14 protein-coding genes are annotated in these 15,551 nt (G+C 65.8%); all 14 read right to left on the reverse strand.

The genetic code is table 11. The features are described 5' to 3' along the window. Positions 1 to 3: 3 nt before the first annotated feature. The 14 genes from AC3WLC_RS01155 to AC3WLC_RS01220 all read right to left on the reverse strand — a co-directional run bounded on the left by AC3WLC_RS01155 (position 4) and on the right by AC3WLC_RS01220 (position 15,417). Positions 4 to 1,038, reverse strand: a complete 1,035-nt coding sequence (locus AC3WLC_RS01155; RefSeq protein ID WP_493682114.1) for a DUF1254 domain-containing protein — start codon at positions 1,036 to 1,038, stop codon at positions 4 to 6. 42 nt (positions 1,039 to 1,080) lie between these two features. After that, positions 1,081 to 2,412 carry a DUF1214 domain-containing protein gene (locus AC3WLC_RS01160; protein ID WP_493682115.1) on the reverse strand — a complete coding sequence of 444 codons (1,332 nt, stop codon included), beginning with the start codon at positions 2,410 to 2,412 and terminating at the stop codon, positions 1,081 to 1,083. 159 nt (positions 2,413 to 2,571) lie between these two features. After that, positions 2,572 to 3,876, reverse strand: a complete 1,305-nt coding sequence (locus tag AC3WLC_RS01165) for a hypothetical protein (protein WP_493682116.1) — start codon at positions 3,874 to 3,876, stop codon at positions 2,572 to 2,574. After that, a complete protein-coding gene (locus tag AC3WLC_RS01170) occupies positions 3,873 to 4,505 on the reverse strand; it encodes a tetratricopeptide repeat protein (RefSeq protein WP_493682117.1) in 633 nt (210 codons plus the stop codon). Before AC3WLC_RS01170 ends, AC3WLC_RS01165 begins: the two co-directional genes overlap by 4 nt. Then, complete coding sequence (locus AC3WLC_RS01175; protein WP_493682118.1) at positions 4,502 to 5,413, reverse strand: VWA domain-containing protein; 912 nt, start codon at positions 5,411 to 5,413, stop codon at positions 4,502 to 4,504. The genes AC3WLC_RS01170 and AC3WLC_RS01175 overlap by 4 nt, the downstream gene beginning before the upstream one ends. After that, positions 5,410 to 6,426 carry a VWA domain-containing protein gene (locus AC3WLC_RS01180; RefSeq protein ID WP_493682119.1) on the reverse strand — a complete coding sequence of 339 codons (1,017 nt, stop codon included), beginning with the start codon at positions 6,424 to 6,426 and terminating at the stop codon, positions 5,410 to 5,412. The genes AC3WLC_RS01175 and AC3WLC_RS01180 overlap by 4 nt, the downstream gene beginning before the upstream one ends. A gap of 2 nt (positions 6,427 to 6,428) precedes the next feature. Beyond that, positions 6,429 to 6,884, reverse strand: a complete 456-nt coding sequence (locus tag AC3WLC_RS01185; RefSeq protein ID WP_493682120.1) for a DUF4381 domain-containing protein — start codon at positions 6,882 to 6,884, stop codon at positions 6,429 to 6,431. Between the two features lie 26 nt (positions 6,885 to 6,910). After that, the gene (locus AC3WLC_RS01190; protein ID WP_493682121.1) at positions 6,911 to 7,912 is read right to left on the reverse strand and encodes a DUF58 domain-containing protein; all 1,002 of its coding nucleotides are present in this window, start codon (positions 7,910 to 7,912) and stop codon (positions 6,911 to 6,913) included. A 77-nt stretch (positions 7,913 to 7,989) separates the two neighbouring features. Beyond that, positions 7,990 to 8,970 carry an AAA family ATPase gene (locus AC3WLC_RS01195; RefSeq protein ID WP_493682122.1) on the reverse strand — a complete coding sequence of 327 codons (981 nt, stop codon included), beginning with the start codon at positions 8,968 to 8,970 and terminating at the stop codon, positions 7,990 to 7,992. 98 nt (positions 8,971 to 9,068) lie between these two features. Next, positions 9,069 to 10,031, reverse strand: coding sequence for a formylglycine-generating enzyme family protein (locus tag AC3WLC_RS01200; protein WP_493683114.1), 963 nt, complete (start codon positions 10,029 to 10,031; stop codon positions 9,069 to 9,071). A 19-nt stretch (positions 10,032 to 10,050) separates the two neighbouring features. Then, positions 10,051 to 10,944: a polyphosphate kinase 2 family protein gene (locus AC3WLC_RS01205; protein ID WP_493682123.1), complete on the reverse strand. Its 894-nt coding sequence runs from the start codon at positions 10,942 to 10,944 to the stop codon at positions 10,051 to 10,053. 2 nt (positions 10,945 to 10,946) lie between these two features. Next, entirely contained in the window at positions 10,947 to 11,948 is a 1,002-nt protein-coding gene (locus tag AC3WLC_RS01210; RefSeq protein ID WP_493682124.1) for an HAD family hydrolase, read from the reverse strand. Between the two features lie 132 nt (positions 11,949 to 12,080). Further along, positions 12,081 to 13,718 (reverse strand): arylsulfatase, encoded by a 1,638-nt coding sequence (locus AC3WLC_RS01215; RefSeq protein WP_493682125.1) that lies wholly within the window; start codon positions 13,716 to 13,718, stop codon positions 12,081 to 12,083. 88 nt (positions 13,719 to 13,806) lie between these two features. After that, positions 13,807 to 15,417 carry an arylsulfatase gene (locus tag AC3WLC_RS01220; RefSeq protein ID WP_493682126.1) on the reverse strand — a complete coding sequence of 537 codons (1,611 nt, stop codon included), beginning with the start codon at positions 15,415 to 15,417 and terminating at the stop codon, positions 13,807 to 13,809. Between the last annotated feature and the right edge of the window lie 134 nt (positions 15,418 to 15,551).

Here is a 15,551-nt window from a genome sequence, read left to right on the forward strand (position 1 = left end):
AGCTCACTGCACGGGTTGCGCCTGCGGGAAGCTCCAGCTGCCGTTGCGGATTTCGGCACGGGGACGATAGAGCCGGACCATGTAGTTCCAGCCCTTCATGATCGGCAGGCAGTTCGGAATCTTGCCGTCGCAGCCGCCGAACTGCACCGCGACCGAGCCATCATCGCCCTTCTTCGCGGTGAGGTTGTTGAGGGAATAGGCGTTCTGCGGGTTCTTCTCGTAGTAGCCTTCGGCATTGTAGAGGCTGATCGACCAGAAGCCGTCGACCGGAACCGATTTGACGCTCAGCCGGTAGAGCGTCGTTCCGTCATTCTTCGGCGGCGTGATGTTGAGGTAGATGGCCTCCTTGTCGGGATTGCCACCCCAGGCCGACGCCGCACCGATCACCCGGCGGACCGGGTCGACCTGCGCCCTGGTGCCGAACATCCGGTTGGCGTCGGGCAGCGTCGAGGCCAACACCAGCAGGGCGTCACGCACCTTCTTCTGGCTGGCGTGATCCCAATTCGGAGTCTCGAACTTGCCCGGGCCCTTCTGACTGACCTTGATGGCGTCCTGCAAGGCATGGACCTGCTGGACATCCTTCGGATCGGCGGGGTCGACCAGCGTCCGGACCGCGGCGATGACATAGCGCGTGCCGATCTGCTTTCTCGTCAGGGTGCGGCTGCCGCCGCCATAGGTGACCTGCGAAGTGTACTGATCCTCATCGATGACCTGCATCGAGACGAAGCGCTTGCCCGTATCCGGAATGGTGATCGTGACCGGGCCGGCGTCCAAGTCGAACACGGCCGCCGAATACAGCGTGTCGCGGTTGAGTCGGATGACGGTCTGGTTGTCGATCGCGGCCGGCTCGCGGCGATGCACGAACTTGCCGAGGCCGCCATCCTTGACGACGTTGCTGAAATATAGGTCCGACTCGGCCCGGACGAAATTGTCGGGCGTCACCGGAACGCTACCGCCCGGTGCGTTGGTCTGCTGGGCGAAAGCCGCGCCCGCCATTGCGAGCGACAGCGTGAACTGCAATGCCGGATTGGCCTTCATGACGCTCTCCTGTCGAGTTGGGCTTGGCCTGCGGAAGCTTGGTCAGTTCACCCTGGTCACCGGGGCGGGCTGCCAGTCGCCCTTCCTGACGATCTCCTTCGGCACATAGGTCCGGAAGGTCAGCGAGAAGGTCTTGCCCTCGGGCGCCGGCAGCCGGTTCGACTCCGGCACGCCGGCGACCGGCTTCGGTCCGATCGCGATCTTGAGCGAGCCATCGGCCTCGCTCGCGAGCTTGGAATAGGTATTGAAGTTGAACCGGTTGAGCGGGTTGGGTGCCACCCGGTAATCCGGCACGCCGACGAGGATCACCGACCAATACGCGTCGACGGCCGCCTGCGGCAGGTGGTTGGCAGGAAAATGAATGACATAGCTGTTGCTGCCGTTGAGCAGCGTCTCGTCGGCATCGCGCGTGGCGACGAAATAAGTCACTTCATCAATGGAATTGGCCCAGATGCCACCGAAGTTGACGGTCGTGCGCAGCCAATAGTCCTTGCCGTAATTGCCGACAGCAGCGCCGCCGACCCAGTGATTGCGGTAAGGCGCACTCTTGGTGAAAGCGTATTCCTGGAACTCGGGCACCACCTTCTTCAATTGTGCGTCGATCGCGGCGCGGGCGTCCTTGCCGGAGGCGACATAGGCGGCGACCGCACGCACCTTCTGCTGCATCGCCGCGGCATTCGGCGCGACATCGAGCGCGCTGGCGAGCGTCGCGTCGACCTTGTCGAAAACCGCCGCGCCGATCAGATCCTTGTTCTCGAACATCGGCAATGCCACCGGCCTGGCGATCACCGGCTTGCCGAGCGAGGTCAGCTTGAACGCCTGCTGCAGCTTGACGGCGCCGTCGGGATCGCCCTTGAGCTCGACCCGGCCGAGCAGCTTGGCCTTGCTGGAATGCAGTTCGATCCGTGCCGCGTCAGCCGGAATCCTCACCGTCGACCCCGGCTTCACCAACGCGAACTTGCCGAACGGTTTCGACGGGAAGGTACGCTCGTTGATGTTGGCGATCACCTCGCCCCATTCGTCGAGGATCTGCGCGGTGTAGTAGCGCCCCTTGACCTCCGGCACATCGAGGATCACCGGCGTCCTGTCGTCGACTGCGACCCAGGCCTCGAGATAGGCGACGTCGAAGTTGGGATTGACGAAATCGGCCGAGCCCAGCGGGTTGTAGTTGATCTTGTTGTAGGCGAAGTCCTTCGCCTTGCCGTCCATCTGTTCCTGGCGAATGACCAGCGCACGACCGAGCAGATAGACATAGGCGTCGGCGACGGTCTTCGGGTCGGGAGCCGCTGGTTGTGCTGCGGTCCGCGCCGTAGCGATGGCCGGCATCAGTAGTGTCAACGCCAGCAAGAGCGTTTTCAGAAGGCTCGCGGACATGCCTTGCTCCCATGCGGCTGTTGGCTGCCGACCCGGATTGTCGAGAAGCTCTGCCGATTGGCCTGCAAGGGCGGAGGCGTGCTCATTGCTGTCCGATTGGGCGACAGGAACGTCTCGCCAAGCTCGCATACCGCCTTCGTCGCCTTAACTCTGTAACAGTTACCTGGAGGTATGAGCCCTGCTCGCTGTGACGCGTGGCGGGCTTTGCAAAACCGAGTTGAGCGGCGGGAGCGGACCGCTTGTGCTTTGGCGAGGTCGGTCGGCGCGCCAGGCCGAAACGGCGCGCGCGAGCTCGCTGCCGTTCCGTTTGGTCCAGCCGCCACTGCCGAACACTGCACGCTCGAGCTGCGTCAGATGCGGCGCCACGCGCCGATCCCCACGCAACGCCTCCCGGTCAGCCGCCGGCAGCCTGCTGCGCCAGATTGCAAAGGCGTGATAGCTCGCCGTGGTCTCGCCATTCCGCGCGACCCGCCATAGCTGCAAGCGCGCAACCCTTTCTGAAGCGCCGAGCCGGGTAGCGGCTTGTCTCCAGGCCGCGCTCAGGCGTTTACGCAAGGCGAATGCAAGCAGCCCAATCAGGGCGAGAACTGTTGCGCCGAGGCTGAGATGCCATGTCGCGGAAGCACTGGACGGAGCCGCCCGTGCCGGCTGCGCTGCGGTTGCGACCGTCACGGTCAGCCCCGGCAGCGTTTCGGTCCTCGCCTGCTTGTCGGCCAGGCTCCACCATGGCTGGGCGAGAGCGGGCAGCGCGACGGTGCCCGGCTTCTCGAAGACATAGGTGACCTTGTCGGTGCGCTGGCCATCGACGCTGCCGCGATTGCTGCGGTCCTCGATCACCGGTGGATCGACATAAGTTCGCACGCCGTCCGGCGCCTCGAAGCGGAACTCGGCCATGCCGAGCGCCGGAACGCCTGCCGCCTGGCGCCGGATCGTCCGGACCACCGCATCGCCGGCACGGAATTGGCGCTCTCGCGGTTCAGGCGACCAGGTCTCGCTCACGCTGACGCTGTCGGCGACGAGCACCGGGCCTGACGGGTCAATGCCAGCGGGAACGCTGACGCTGAAGCGGGTCGCTGTGCCCGTGGCCGATCCCGCCGGATCGCCATTGCGAGCGAGCAGCGTGATCGCCGGAGCCGGCACGGCGATCTCGCCGCCGCGCCGCGGGAAGACGACGAACTCGAAGTTCTGGCCGACATAGTCCCGGCCGTTGATCCGGTCACTCAAGGTCGTCGCCTGCGTCTCGAAGCGCAGGATCTGGGCTCCAGCAGCTTCGGGCACGCTAACCAGCGGCGGATGCGGCATCACGTCCGGAAACAGCACGGCGATGTTGAGCCGGACCGGCTGGCCGATGACGATCCCGTCCGTGGGATCGAGGCTCATGCGGATGACCGGCGGCGCGGCCGGGGTCTGCGCGATCGCCATCATCGGGACAGCGAGCAGCAGGAGCAGGGCAAGGGCTCTCATGGCGCCGCTCCCGGCTGCGTACCGAGCTGATAGGCGAACTTGGCCCGCAGGAAATCCGCCGGCTTCGTCTGCACGCGCTTCAGCCAGAGCGCGCGCACCGCCTCGTCGGACATTGGCTTCTCGCCCTCGACCGCCGTATCCTCGCCACCCTTCTTAGTCTTGTCGAAGACGATCTCGTCGGGCTTGTTGTCGGTGTTTCCGGTCTCGCCGCCTTGCAGCTTCTTCCGCTCGCCGCGGATACGGGCGATCTCGCGGTTGGTCAGCGCGGCCTGCCAGGCAGGGCGCAACGCCAGCGCCCGATCATAGCGCTTCATCGCGTCATCGTACTGGCCGAGCATCACCAGCGCGTTGCCCTGGTCGAAGGCGCCTTCGGCCGTATCGCGGGCGGCAAAGGACTGGGCAGCCTCCTTGAATTCCCCCGCCCGGAACAGCGCGACGCCGCGCCAGAGCGGATCGCGAAAGGTCTTCGCAGCATCGGCTGGACGGCTCTCGCTCATCAGCAGGCGGCCGCGCTGGTCCGGCGTCAGCCACAGATCGCGAAAGCCGAGCTGATACCACGCCACTAGCAGCGCCGGAGTTCCGAGGCAGGCGATGACGGCATAAGGCGAGAGGCGGCGGGAGCGGATCATGTCAGCACCCAGCCGCGCCGGAACCAGAGTAGGGCCAGAAGGGCCAGCATCGGCACCAGCCAATAGCCCGCCTCGCGCCAATGCTCGCCCTCTCCGGCGACACCGGCGGCATTGTCGCCGCGGTCGAGCCGGCGAACGACCGCCGCGACATCGGCCTGATCGGGTGTGGTCGGGACCAGCGCGCCGCCGAGCGCCTTTGCCGCCTCAGGGAGCCCGGTCGCTGCGGCGCCGGGGCCGTGCAATGCGAGGATCGTCAGCATTGGCGCGCCAGCTTGCCGCACAACCGTATCCGGCGGAGTCGCATCGGCCAGCAGCAGGATCGATCCACCCTGGCCAGAGCCTGCGAGGGCGCGCCTGGCCAGAGCAAGCGCGCCGGCGAGATCGTCGCCCGGCTTCGGCATGATCTGGGGTGACAGCGCCTTGGCGAGGTCGAGCACGACGGCGCTGTCGGGCGTTGGCGGCAGTACCAGATGGGCGGAGCCGGCATAGGCGATCAGCGCGGTCGCGGCCCCCTCCCGGGCGGCCAGGACGTCAGCGAGCTTCTGCCGGGCGCGGTCGAGCCGCGTCGGCGCGAGATCCTCCGTCAGCATGGAGGGCGTGACCTTGAGCACGATCGCGACCGGCGGCTTGGCGTCCGCAAAGGGCGATGGCTCGCGCTGCCAGGCCGGGCCGGCGATTGCGATGGCCCCGACAATCGAGCCGGCGAACAGCCAATCCGCCGGGACGATGCGTCTGCGCCGGTCGTTCCCGGTCAGGAGATAGGGAAGCAATTCCGGATCGATGACACGACGCCATTGCAGCAAGGGATCGGAGCTGCGCCGCACTGCCAACCAGAGGAGGGCGGCGGGGATCAGCGCCAGCAGCCAGGCCGGCCGTTCGAGATGGAGGGCGGCGAGCGCGTCCATCATGGCCGCGCCTCCGCCACCCCGGCCGATCCGGTAGGTGACACGCGGCGATACCGGTGCGCGACGCCGAACGCCTGCGCCAGCAAGGTCAGGGCAAGGGCGGCGGCCAGCGGCATCCAGTAGACATCGCGTCGCGGTCGGAAGCTGACGCTGTCGATGCGACGCGTCTCGATCGCGTCGAGGCGCAGATAGATCTGCGCGAGCTGGGTGCGGTCGAGGGCGCGGAAGAAGCCGCCGCCCGTCGTCGCCGCCACCTCCTTCAGCGCAGCTTCGTCGAGCTTGTCCTCTCCGGCCGCCTGCGGGTCGCCGACCGCCACCGTGTGGATGGTGATGCCCTTGTCCTTCGCGACCCGGGCGGCCTCGGCTGGCGGCACCTTGCTCAGCGTGTCGTTGCCGTCGGTCAGCGCGATGATCGTCTTGGCCTTGACCGTGCTGTGGGCGAACAGACCGATGCCGAGGCCGATCGCATCGCCGAAGGCGGTGCGCGGTCCGGCCATGCCGACGGCAGTATCCTGGAGCATGGCGCGGCAGAGATCGAGATCGGTGGTGAAAGGCACGAGCGCGAACGGCGCATCGCCGAAGACGACGACGCCGACCCGGTCGCCCTTGCGACGCGAGAGGAAATCGTCAAGCACCTGTTTCACCGCGGTCAGCCGGTCGACGGTCTTGCCGGATGCGTCGACGAAGTCGCGGGTGTCCATCGAGCCGGAGAGATCGACCAGCAGGAGCAGGTCGCGCGTTGGCAGGTCGCGATGCAGCGGCGGCTCGATCCATTGCGGCCGGGCGAGCGCCGCCAGGACCAGCAGCCAGACCAGCACCAGCACAATAAGGCCGCCGGGCTTGCGCCTCGCCACGACGCCGCCTGAGAAGGGCTGCTGGCCGCTGAGCCGGGCCAGCCTGTTGAAGAAGGGCACGGCGAGGCCGACGCGACGCTCGGCATGCGCCGGCAAGCCGAACCAGACGAGAAGCGGCAGCGGGGCAAGCAGCGCGACCCAGGGATAGGCGAAGGCGAGCATGGTCACGCCTCCCGCGCCGCCCGGCCGCGCTGTCCGTCGAGCCAAGCTTTGGCCTCTGCGGCGAGCGTGCTTGTGCCGGTCGAGGATGACGCCGTGCTCGGAACGAACAGACCCTCAAGCCGCGTCGTCAGATCGGCCGTCTGCATACCGGCCGGCGTCGTCCGCGCGATGAAGGCGGCCCAGCCAGGGCCAGTCAGCGCCGCCACCGCCTCGCGGCCATAAGCGACGATCGCCGCACGCTTGAGGATGCCCGAAACCGCTTCGGCGATTTCACCATCGCTCGGCGCCAACGCGTCGATCTCCGCGGAGGCGCACCGCAGATAGGCATCGGCCCGGTAGCGCTGCAGCGCGCGCCAGCCCGCCACGGCGAGCATCGCGGCCGTTATCGCGCCGACGATCCAGACACCGGCGGCTGGCGGCCAGAACGATATCGGCTCCGGCAAGGCCAGATCGGCCATGTTGGCGAGATCGCCGGGATCGCTGCTCATGGCGCGCTCCCGCCGAGGTGGCCCAGCTTCTGCGCCTGGCGCCGGCCGATCAGCTCGCGCAATTGCGTGGCGACGTCGCGCTCGGTCGAGATCGGCAGCACCGGAATGGCCCGGTTGCGCGACAGCGCCGCGAGCCGGGCGCGCCATTGCACGCGTTCCTCGCCGAACCGCCTGCGAAGCGTAGCCGACGACACGTCGACCTCGATCTGTGCCGCACCGGCGCTGAAGATCGAAAGGCCGATGTCCGGCAGCGCCTGCTCGAGCGGATCATGGATGAAAGCCGCCAGCACGTCGTTATGGGCGCACAGACGCGTCACCAGGCGCTGAGTCTCACCATCCGCGCCGGCGGCGTCGGAGATCAGGCAGATCAGCCCGTCATGGGGGATCATCCGGGCCGCAGCGGCGAGCGCCTCGTTGAGCCGCGCTGCGCCCTGCGCGGTCGAGGCGGGAGGTTTCAGGGCGGCGTTCTGGCGGGCGACCTCGGAGAGGACACGGACCGCACCATGATCACGGGCTTGCGGGTTCACTGTGACGATCCCGTCATCGCCGAAGACAACGGCGCCGACACGATCGCCCAGCGAGGTCACGCGCCAGGCCGAGAGCGCCGCGACCTCCGCGGCGGCCACCGACTTCATCATCCGCCGGCTGCCGAAGAACATCGTGCTGCGTTGGTCGACCAGCAGCAGCACCGGCCGGTCGCGCTCCTCCGAATAGACCCGGACATGCGGGCTGCCGAGCCGCGCCGTCGCCAGCCAGTCGATGGTGCGGGTGTCGTCGCCCTCGTAATAGTGCCGTAACTCCTCGAAGTTCAGCCCGCGCCCACGCAGCCGCGAGGCGTGGCGGCCAGCGAGCAGGCTGTGCACCGGCTGGCGCGGCAGGAAGCTGAAGCCGCGGGCGCGATGCTTGAGGCGAAGCAACTCGTCGAGGCTGACGAAGGCGCGTGCGCCGGTCGCTGCCTTGCGCTCGCCTGGCCCTGTCCGCTCCCGCATCAGCGCCATGGTGCCTCTCCGCTAGAGCATTTGCTTTGATCGCATTGTCTTCACGCGAACCGGTATCCACTTCGCTCGAAAATGCTCTAGATCGCGACGGCGACCTGCTTCACCAGCTCGTCCAGCACGGCATCCGCATTCACGCCGTCAGCGCCGGCCTCATAGGCGAGCGAAACACGATGCCTGAGGCAGTCGTGCACCACCGCCTGCACATCTTCGGGCGTGACGTAATCGCGCCCCTGCAGCCAGGCATAGGTCCGCGAGCATTTGTCGAGTGCGAGCGAGCCGCGCGGGCTCGCACCGACCGCGATCCAGCTCTTGAGATGCTCGCCGAACTCGGCCGGCCGCCGCGTCGCGGCGATCAGCGCGACCATATAGGTCTCGACGACCTCCTTGGTCGTGACCAGGTCGATCTCGGCCCTGGCCTGCATGATCGCCGCCTGCGGGATCTTCGTGAGAGTTTGTGCTGAAGCGGCGGAGGCCGCGCTCTCGGAGCGGACCAGCCGCATCACCTTCACCTCGTCGGCGTCGGAGGGATAGTCGATCCGCACATGCATCAGGAAGCGGTCCATCTGCGCCTCAGGCAGCGGATAGGTGCCTTCCTGCTCGATCGGGTTCTGCGTCGCCAGCACCATGAAGAGCGGCGGCAGGTCGTAGCGCTTGCCGGCGACAGTGACGTGGCGCTCCTCCATCGCCTCGAGCAAGGCCGATTGCACCTTGGGCGGAGCTCGGTTGATCTCGTCGGCGAGGATGAGATTGCCGAAGACCGGTCCCTTGCGGAACTCGAACTGGCCGTCGGCGCGCAGGATCTCGCCGCCGGTCACGTCGGAGGGCAACAGATCGGGCGTGAACTGGATGCGGCTGAACTCGGATTCGAGATTTTTCGACAGGCTCTTGATCGCCCGGGTCTTGGCGAGGCCCGGCAAGCCTTCCAGCAGGACATTGCCGTTGGCGAGCAGCGCGATGACGATGCGCTCGACGACCCGTTCCTGGCCGATGATGTCCTGGTTGATCCGGCCCTGGAGCTCCCGGACGGTATCGCGCGCGCTCGATCCGGCTCCGTCCATTGCTCGATCCTCAGACACCGATAGGCAGCCGATCCCGTGTTTGGACTGCAGGTCACCCAGAAGTCAGCCCTGTTACGGTTACGGTGGCGTTGGAGGTTTCAGCCGCGCTCGCGAACGACACAGCGGAAGCCGACATGACTGGTCGAGGTATCGACCGGCTCGGCATGGCGCGCCGCCGGGCGGTAACGCCGGCAATAGCTCGGGGCGCACAGATGCGAGCCGCCCTTCAACACCTTGCGCGGGATGCGGATCGCGGGCTGGCGCAGGTCGTAACTCTCGGCCTCCGGGCCCCCTCGCGGGTTCTGCGGCACGCAGCAGGCTTTCGGCGCATCTGCCTCGTGGCGCACCGACCAGAAATCCGTGGTCCACTCCCAGACGTTGCCGATCATGTCGTAGAGCCCATAGCCGTTGGCCGGGTAGCTGCGGATGGGCGAGGTCCGGGCCCAGCCATCCTCCTTGGTGTTCTCGTGCGGGAAGTTGCCTTGCCAGGTATTGGCCATATGCCGGCCATCCGGCGTGAGCTCATCACCCCAGGCGAACTCGGCATCTTCCAGCCCGCCCCAGGCCGCGAATTCCCATTCGGCCTCGCTCGGCAGGGACTTGCCGGCCCAGGCCGCATAAGCCTCGGCGTCGCGATAGGCGACGTGGACGACGGGGTGGTCGTCCATGCCCTTGATCGACGAGCCCGAGCCGTAGGGCTTGCGCCAGGTCGCGCCGAATTTGAACGTCCACCATTGGCTCCAGTCGCGCAGGTCGACGGGATGGGTCGGCGGATCGAACATCAGCGAGCCAGCCCGCAGCATGTGCGGCAGCGCGCCGGGATAGTCCTTCGGGTCGGGCGGGATCTCGGCGAAGGTGACATAGCCCGTCGCCTCGACGAAGGCGCGGAACTGGCGGTTGGTCACCGGTGCCGCGTCGATCCAGAAGCCGTCGACACTGACGCGATGGCTCGGCGCTTCCTCGGCATAGTGCTTGTCCGAGCCCATGCGGAAGCTGCCGCCCTGGACGAAGATCATCCCTTCGGTTCGCACAGGCCTGTCAAGCGTCGCGGCATCCGCCATCGTCTTCATCTCCTGCGGCTCAGCCCTTCTTGTCATCCTCGGCCAGCAGCTCCTTGCGGGCCTTGGCCATCGCCTTGCGCGCTTCGTCGTCGACTTCCGGGAAGTCGAGCGCGAGCCCGTCGAGCGCCTCGGCGATGGTCTCCGCCACGAAGAGCCGCGTGAACCATTTGTTGTCGGCGGGAACGACATACCATGGCGCGTGCTTGGTCGCGGTGTTGGCGATCATCGCCTGGTAGGCGTTCTGATAGTCGTCCCAATGCCGGCGCTCGGCGAGGTCTCCCAGCTCGAACTTCCAGTTCTTGTCGGGCTCGTCGATCCGCGCCAGGAAGCGCTTGCGCTGCTCGTCCCTGGAGAGATTGAGAAAGAATTTCAGGATCACCGTGCCGTTGCGGACGAGATGCTTCTCGAAATCGCGGATGCTCTCATAGCGCTCCTGCCAGATGTCCTTGCCGATCAGCTTCGGCGGCAGGCCCTGCTTGCGCAGCAAGTCCTCATGGACGCGCACGACCAGCACCTCCTCGTAATAGGAGCGGTTGAAGATGCCGATCTCTCCGCGCTCCGGCAACGCGCAAGTGGTGCGCCAGAGGAAATCATGACGCAGCTCGAGCGAGCTCGGCGCCTTGAAGGAGGTGACCTCGCAACCCTGCGGGTTCACGCCAGACATGACGTGCTCGATCGTGCTGTCCTTGCCGGCGGTGTCGATCGCCTGCAGCACGATCAGGATCGACCAGCGCCGCTCGGCATAGAGCTGTTCCTGCAGGTCGCGCAGCCGCTTGACGCCATCCTGCAGCAACTCCTTCGCCTCGCTTTTGTCGATGTCGAGGCCGCAGGTATCTCCGGGATCGAAGCGCTTCAGCCGAAAGCCATCGCCATCCTTCACTCTGAAGCGGGCGATGATCTCGGCCTTGTCCATGCTCATCGCTCCGGCGGAAAGACGGTCTTCCAATCCGCCTTCATGTCGACGATCGTCCAGCCCTTGGCCTTGCCCTCGTCGAGCGCCTTGTCGAGCTTGCCGATCGGCGAGGAGCGATCATAGGCCCATTCGCGCTCGGCGTCGGTGTGATGGACGATCAGCGCCAGTCTCGGCCCGTCGCCTGCCGCCGTATATTGCAGCATCTGCAGGTCACCGTCGGAATTGCCGAAGGCGAGGATCGGGCGGCGGCCGATGAAGCGGTTGATGCCGACCGGCTTGCCAGGCCCGTCATCGACGAACTCAACCTTGGTTTCCTTGAACAAATCGGGCTTGCCGTTCGCGCCCGCCCGGAACTTGACCACGCCGGAGGAGCCGACGACCTGCTCGGGCGGGATGCCATAGGCCTTCTCGGCGAAGACCCGCATGAACTCGACGCCGCCGCCGGAGACGATGAAGGTCTTGAAGCCGTTGGCGCGCAGATGGCGCAGCAGTTCGAGCTGCGGCTGGTAGACCATGGTGTCATAGGGCCGCTGCTTCGTCGGGTGCCGCGCCGAAGCGAGCCAGTTGCGCACGAGCGCCGCGAAATCCTCGGTCGTCATCCCGGAATGGGTCGTGGCCAGGACCTGCATCAAGCCCTTGTTGTGGTCGGCAGTCAGCCCCTTGAGATCGCGGGCGAGGACCGAGCGATAGGGCTCCTTGGTCTTCAGCGCGGGATTTGCGTCGGCGAGCCGCTTCACCTCGTCGAAGGCGAAGAGGAGCTGGAAATAGGCGGGCTGCTCGGCCCAGAGCGTGCCGTCATTGTCGAAGGTCGCGATGCGCTGTTCCGGCGGCACGAAATCGCTGCCACCCTCGCGCGTCACCTTGCCGACGAAATCGAGAATCGCCTGCTTGACCTTGCCGTCGTTCCAGGAGGGCAGCGGGTCGGTCTGCGCGAGGACGCCGGCGGGCGCGAAGCCGAGCAGCGCCAACACTGCGATGGCGATAATCGTACGTAGCTTCGACATCGAATTCCCCGCGATCTCGGCAAGCGGATATGAGCCGGCGCTATACGCTCGTCTCGAACTCGCTGCTGGTGACGCCCGGATTGCAATGCAGTGGCCGCGGCGCTGCAACGCCGCGGCCATGATGAGAGCGTGCTAGTTGGCGGCCGCGCGCAGCCGTTCCTCGATCTTGCTCAGGTTGAACGAACCTGGCGTCTGACTCGGCGGGTAGTCCTTCATCGTCTGAAGGAACTGCGCTGCCAGCCCCTGGATCGGGACGATGACGAAGACGCGCGACAGGAACCAGTCATTGTAGACATTCGCGTTGTGCTGCGCCTTCTCGAACGGATCCCGGCGCAGGTGGAAGATCAGGGGCGTGCGCAGTTCGATGAAGGGCTCGCGCCAGACGCCGAAGGCCTCGCCGCGGTTCTCCAGGAATACGACCTTCCAGTCCTCGTAGCGGGCGGCAACGATCTGGCCGTCGTCATTGACGTACCAGAACTCCTTGCGTGCCGATTCCTTGGTCTTTCCAGAGAAATAGTCGAGCTGGTTGTAGCCATCGATATGGTTCTTGTAGGAACGGCCGTTCAGCGTCACACCCTTGAGCAATTGCTCCTTGATGTCCGCTGCGCCCGCTGCGGCGGCAAAGGTCGGCAGCCAGTCCTCATGCGCCACGATGCCGTTCAGGGTCGTGCCAGCGGGGAATTTGCCTGGCCAGCGGACGAAGGCGGGGACCCGATAGGCACCTTCCCAGTTCGAGTTCTTCTCGCTGCGGAACGGCGTGGTGCCGGCATCGGGCCAGGTGTTGTAGTGGGGGCCGTTGTCGGTCGAATAGAACACGATCGTATCGTTGGCGATGCCGAGATCGTCGACGAGCTTGAGCAGTTCGCCGACCATTCCGTCATGCTCGACCATGCCGTCCGAATAGTCGTCCTGGCCCGACTTGCCTTGGCTTGCCGGCTTGATGTGGGTGCGGAAGTGCATCCGCGTCGCGTTCCACCAGGTGAAGAAGGGCTTGTTGGCACGGACCTGGCGTTGGATGAAATCCTTCGCCGCCGCGAGGGTTTCCTCGTCGATGGTCTCCATGCGCTTCTTGGTGAGCGGTCCGGTATCCTCGATCTTGCCGTCAGCGGAAGCCTTGATGACCCCGCGCGGTCCGAATTTTTTCCGGAACTCCGCGCTCTTCGGATAGTCGGGGTTCTCCGGCTCCTCCTCCGCGTTCAGATGATAGAGATTGCCGAGGAACTCGTCGAACCCATGCTGCGTCGGCAGATGCTCGTCGCGGTCGCCCTGGTGGTTCTTGCCGAATTGGCCGGTCGCATAGCCTCGCGACTTCAGTACCGTCGCCATGGTGACGTCGGTTTTCTGCCAGCCCTCCTTGGCTCCTGGCAGACCGACCTTGGTCATACCGGTCCGCACTGGCACGTTACCGCCGATGAAGGCAGCGCGGCCGGCGGTGCAGCTCTGCTGGCCGTAATAGTCGGTGAAGGAGACTCCTTCCTTGGCGATGCGGTCGATGTTCGGCGTCTGGTAGCCCATCATGCCACGATTGTTGTGGCTGATGTTCCAGGTGCCAATATCATCACCCCAGATCACCAGGATATTGGGCGGCCGCCCTGAGCCCGCGGCAGCTTGTGGCGTCGGTGCGGGCTGCTGCGCCTCTGCCTGCGAACCCACGGCCGCGGCCGTTATGAAGGCCGTACCCGACAGCAGGATCCTGCGCCGGTCGAGATTGCTTGAGGATTGTTCGGCGGTGGCAGGCCTCTGCTCTTGCGAAGTCGGATGCTTGTCCATTCCTCTGCTCCTCTGCTGCGAAAACCTCTTCTTCGATTGAAGCGGCCGGAACGGCGTATCGCCGCCCCGGCCATCTGGGAGAGAACCGCTATTTCGAGGCCCGACTCGCGGCCGTATCGAGATTCTTCATCAGCGCATCGACCATCTGGTCGACGCTGAAGCTCGCCGGGCGCTGGCTTGGCGGGAAGTCCTTGAAAGTCTGCAGGAAGGGCGCGACCCGGTAGACGCCGTACTGGATCAGGTAGGCGTTCTTCGCGAGCCAGTCATAGTATTGATCGGAGACGATATCGGCCCGCTCCATCGGGTCCATGCGCAGGTTGAACACCTTCGGCGCACGCAGGCAGGTGAAGGGATTGGCCCAGACCGTGAATCCGCCCGGTGCGCGCTGCTCGCAGAACACGATCTTCCAGTCGTTGTAGCGATAGGAGACCAGTTCGCCGTCATCGTTGAAGTAGAAGAAGTCGTTGCGGGCCGATTTTGGCTGCTGGCCGGTGAGGTACGGCAGCTGGTTGTAGCCGTCGAGGTGGACCTTCGCCTGCTTGCTGCCGAGTGCCGTCCCCTTGGCGAGCTTGTCCTTGATCTCGCCGTCGCCTGCCGCCGCGACCAGCGTCGGGAACCAGTCGAGGCCTGAGATCATCTCGTTCGAGACCTCGCCCGCCTTGACCTTGCCGGGCCAGCGGATCATCGCCGGCACACGGAAGGCGCCTTCCCAGTTGGTGTCCTTCTCGGAGCGGAACTGCGTCGTCGCGGCGTCGGGCCAGGACCACTGGTTCGGGCCGTTGTCGGTGGTGTAGATGACGATGGTGTTGTTGGCGATGCCGAGATCGTCGATCGCCTTGAGCAGCTTTCCGACATCGCCGTCATGCTCGATCATGCCGTCGGCATAGTCGTTGCCGGGCATGCCGCTCTGACCCTTCATCGAGTCGCGGACATGGGTGAAGGCGTGCATGCGGGTCGTGTTCATCCAGGTGAAGAACGGCTTGTTGGCCCTCACCTGGCGCTGCATGAAGTCAATCGCGCCGGCAGTCGTCTCGTCGTCGACCGTCTCCATGCGCTTGCGGTTCAGCGGTCCCGTGTCCTCGATCTTGCCGTCGGCGGAGGTCTTGAGGACGCCACGCGGTGAATTGGCCTTCACGAAGGTCGTGTCGTTCTTCGGATAGTACGGCCGCTCGGGCTCTTCCTCGGCGTTGAGATGGTAGAGATTGCCGAAGAACTCGTCGAAGCCGTGCCGGGTCGGCAGGTACTCGTCGCGATCGCCGAGATGGTTCTTGCCGAACTGTCCGGTGGCGTAGCCGAGCGGCTTCAGGGCCTCTGCGATCGTGACGTCGCGATCCTGCAGTCCCACCGTCGCTCCGGGAATGCCGACCTTGCACAGGCCGGTGCGCAGGCAGACCTGCCCGGTGATGAAGGTCGAGCGCCCGGCCGTGCAGCTGTTCTCCGCATAATAGTCGGTGAACATCATGCCTTCCTTGGCGATCCGGTCGATGTTCGGCGTCCGGTAGCCGACGAGGCCGTGCGAGTAGGCGCTGATGTTGGACTGGCCGACATCGTCGCCGAAGATGACGAGGATGTTCGGCCTGGCCGCGCTCGGCTGGCTGGGCGCGGGTTGCGCCTGCGCCGGCATCGCCCACAGGCCAAGCCCGACCGCGAGGCCAACCGCGGCGAGGAATTTATGGCGTCCCGATATCTGGCGTCCCATGAGACACTCCCGGTTGCGGATCCGTCGCCGGGCACAGCGCGTATTCTAAAGCGCAAGCCCGGGCGCGCGACGCCGGAAGGTCGCATGCGGGTATCGGGCGCTTAAGGCTGTAACAGTATCGGCGGATCGCAGCC

Source organism: Allobosea sp. GW821-FHT03A12, from assembly GCF_058986765.1.

What these genes read in the sequence shown, in the direction of transcription:
- AC3WLC_RS01155 (WP_493682114.1), bottom strand. Translation starts at nt 1,038, where the DNA reads ATGAAGGCCAATCCGGCATTGCAGTTCACGCTGTCGCTCGCAATGGCG.
- AC3WLC_RS01160 (WP_493682115.1), bottom strand. Translation starts at nt 2,412, where the DNA reads ATGTCCGCGAGCCTTCTGAAAACGCTCTTGCTGGCGTTGACACTACTG.
- AC3WLC_RS01165 (WP_493682116.1), bottom strand. Translation starts at nt 3,876, where the DNA reads ATGAGAGCCCTTGCCCTGCTCCTGCTGCTCGCTGTCCCGATGATGGCG.
- AC3WLC_RS01170 (WP_493682117.1), bottom strand. Translation starts at nt 4,505, where the DNA reads ATGATCCGCTCCCGCCGCCTCTCGCCTTATGCCGTCATCGCCTGCCTC.
- AC3WLC_RS01175 (WP_493682118.1), bottom strand. Translation starts at nt 5,413, where the DNA reads ATGATGGACGCGCTCGCCGCCCTCCATCTCGAACGGCCGGCCTGGCTG.
- AC3WLC_RS01180 (WP_493682119.1), bottom strand. Translation starts at nt 6,426, where the DNA reads ATGCTCGCCTTCGCCTATCCCTGGGTCGCGCTGCTTGCCCCGCTGCCG.
- AC3WLC_RS01185 (WP_493682120.1), bottom strand. Translation starts at nt 6,884, where the DNA reads ATGGCCGATCTGGCCTTGCCGGAGCCGATATCGTTCTGGCCGCCAGCC.
- AC3WLC_RS01190 (WP_493682121.1), bottom strand. Translation starts at nt 7,912, where the DNA reads ATGGCGCTGATGCGGGAGCGGACAGGGCCAGGCGAGCGCAAGGCAGCG.
- AC3WLC_RS01195 (WP_493682122.1), bottom strand. Translation starts at nt 8,970, where the DNA reads ATGGACGGAGCCGGATCGAGCGCGCGCGATACCGTCCGGGAGCTCCAG.
- AC3WLC_RS01200 (WP_493683114.1), bottom strand. Translation starts at nt 10,031, where the DNA reads ATGGCGGATGCCGCGACGCTTGACAGGCCTGTGCGAACCGAAGGGATG.
- AC3WLC_RS01205 (WP_493682123.1), bottom strand. Translation starts at nt 10,944, where the DNA reads ATGGACAAGGCCGAGATCATCGCCCGCTTCAGAGTGAAGGATGGCGAT.
- AC3WLC_RS01210 (WP_493682124.1), bottom strand. Translation starts at nt 11,948, where the DNA reads ATGTCGAAGCTACGTACGATTATCGCCATCGCAGTGTTGGCGCTGCTC.
- AC3WLC_RS01215 (WP_493682125.1), bottom strand. Translation starts at nt 13,718, where the DNA reads ATGGACAAGCATCCGACTTCGCAAGAGCAGAGGCCTGCCACCGCCGAA.
- AC3WLC_RS01220 (WP_493682126.1), bottom strand. Translation starts at nt 15,417, where the DNA reads ATGGGACGCCAGATATCGGGACGCCATAAATTCCTCGCCGCGGTTGGC.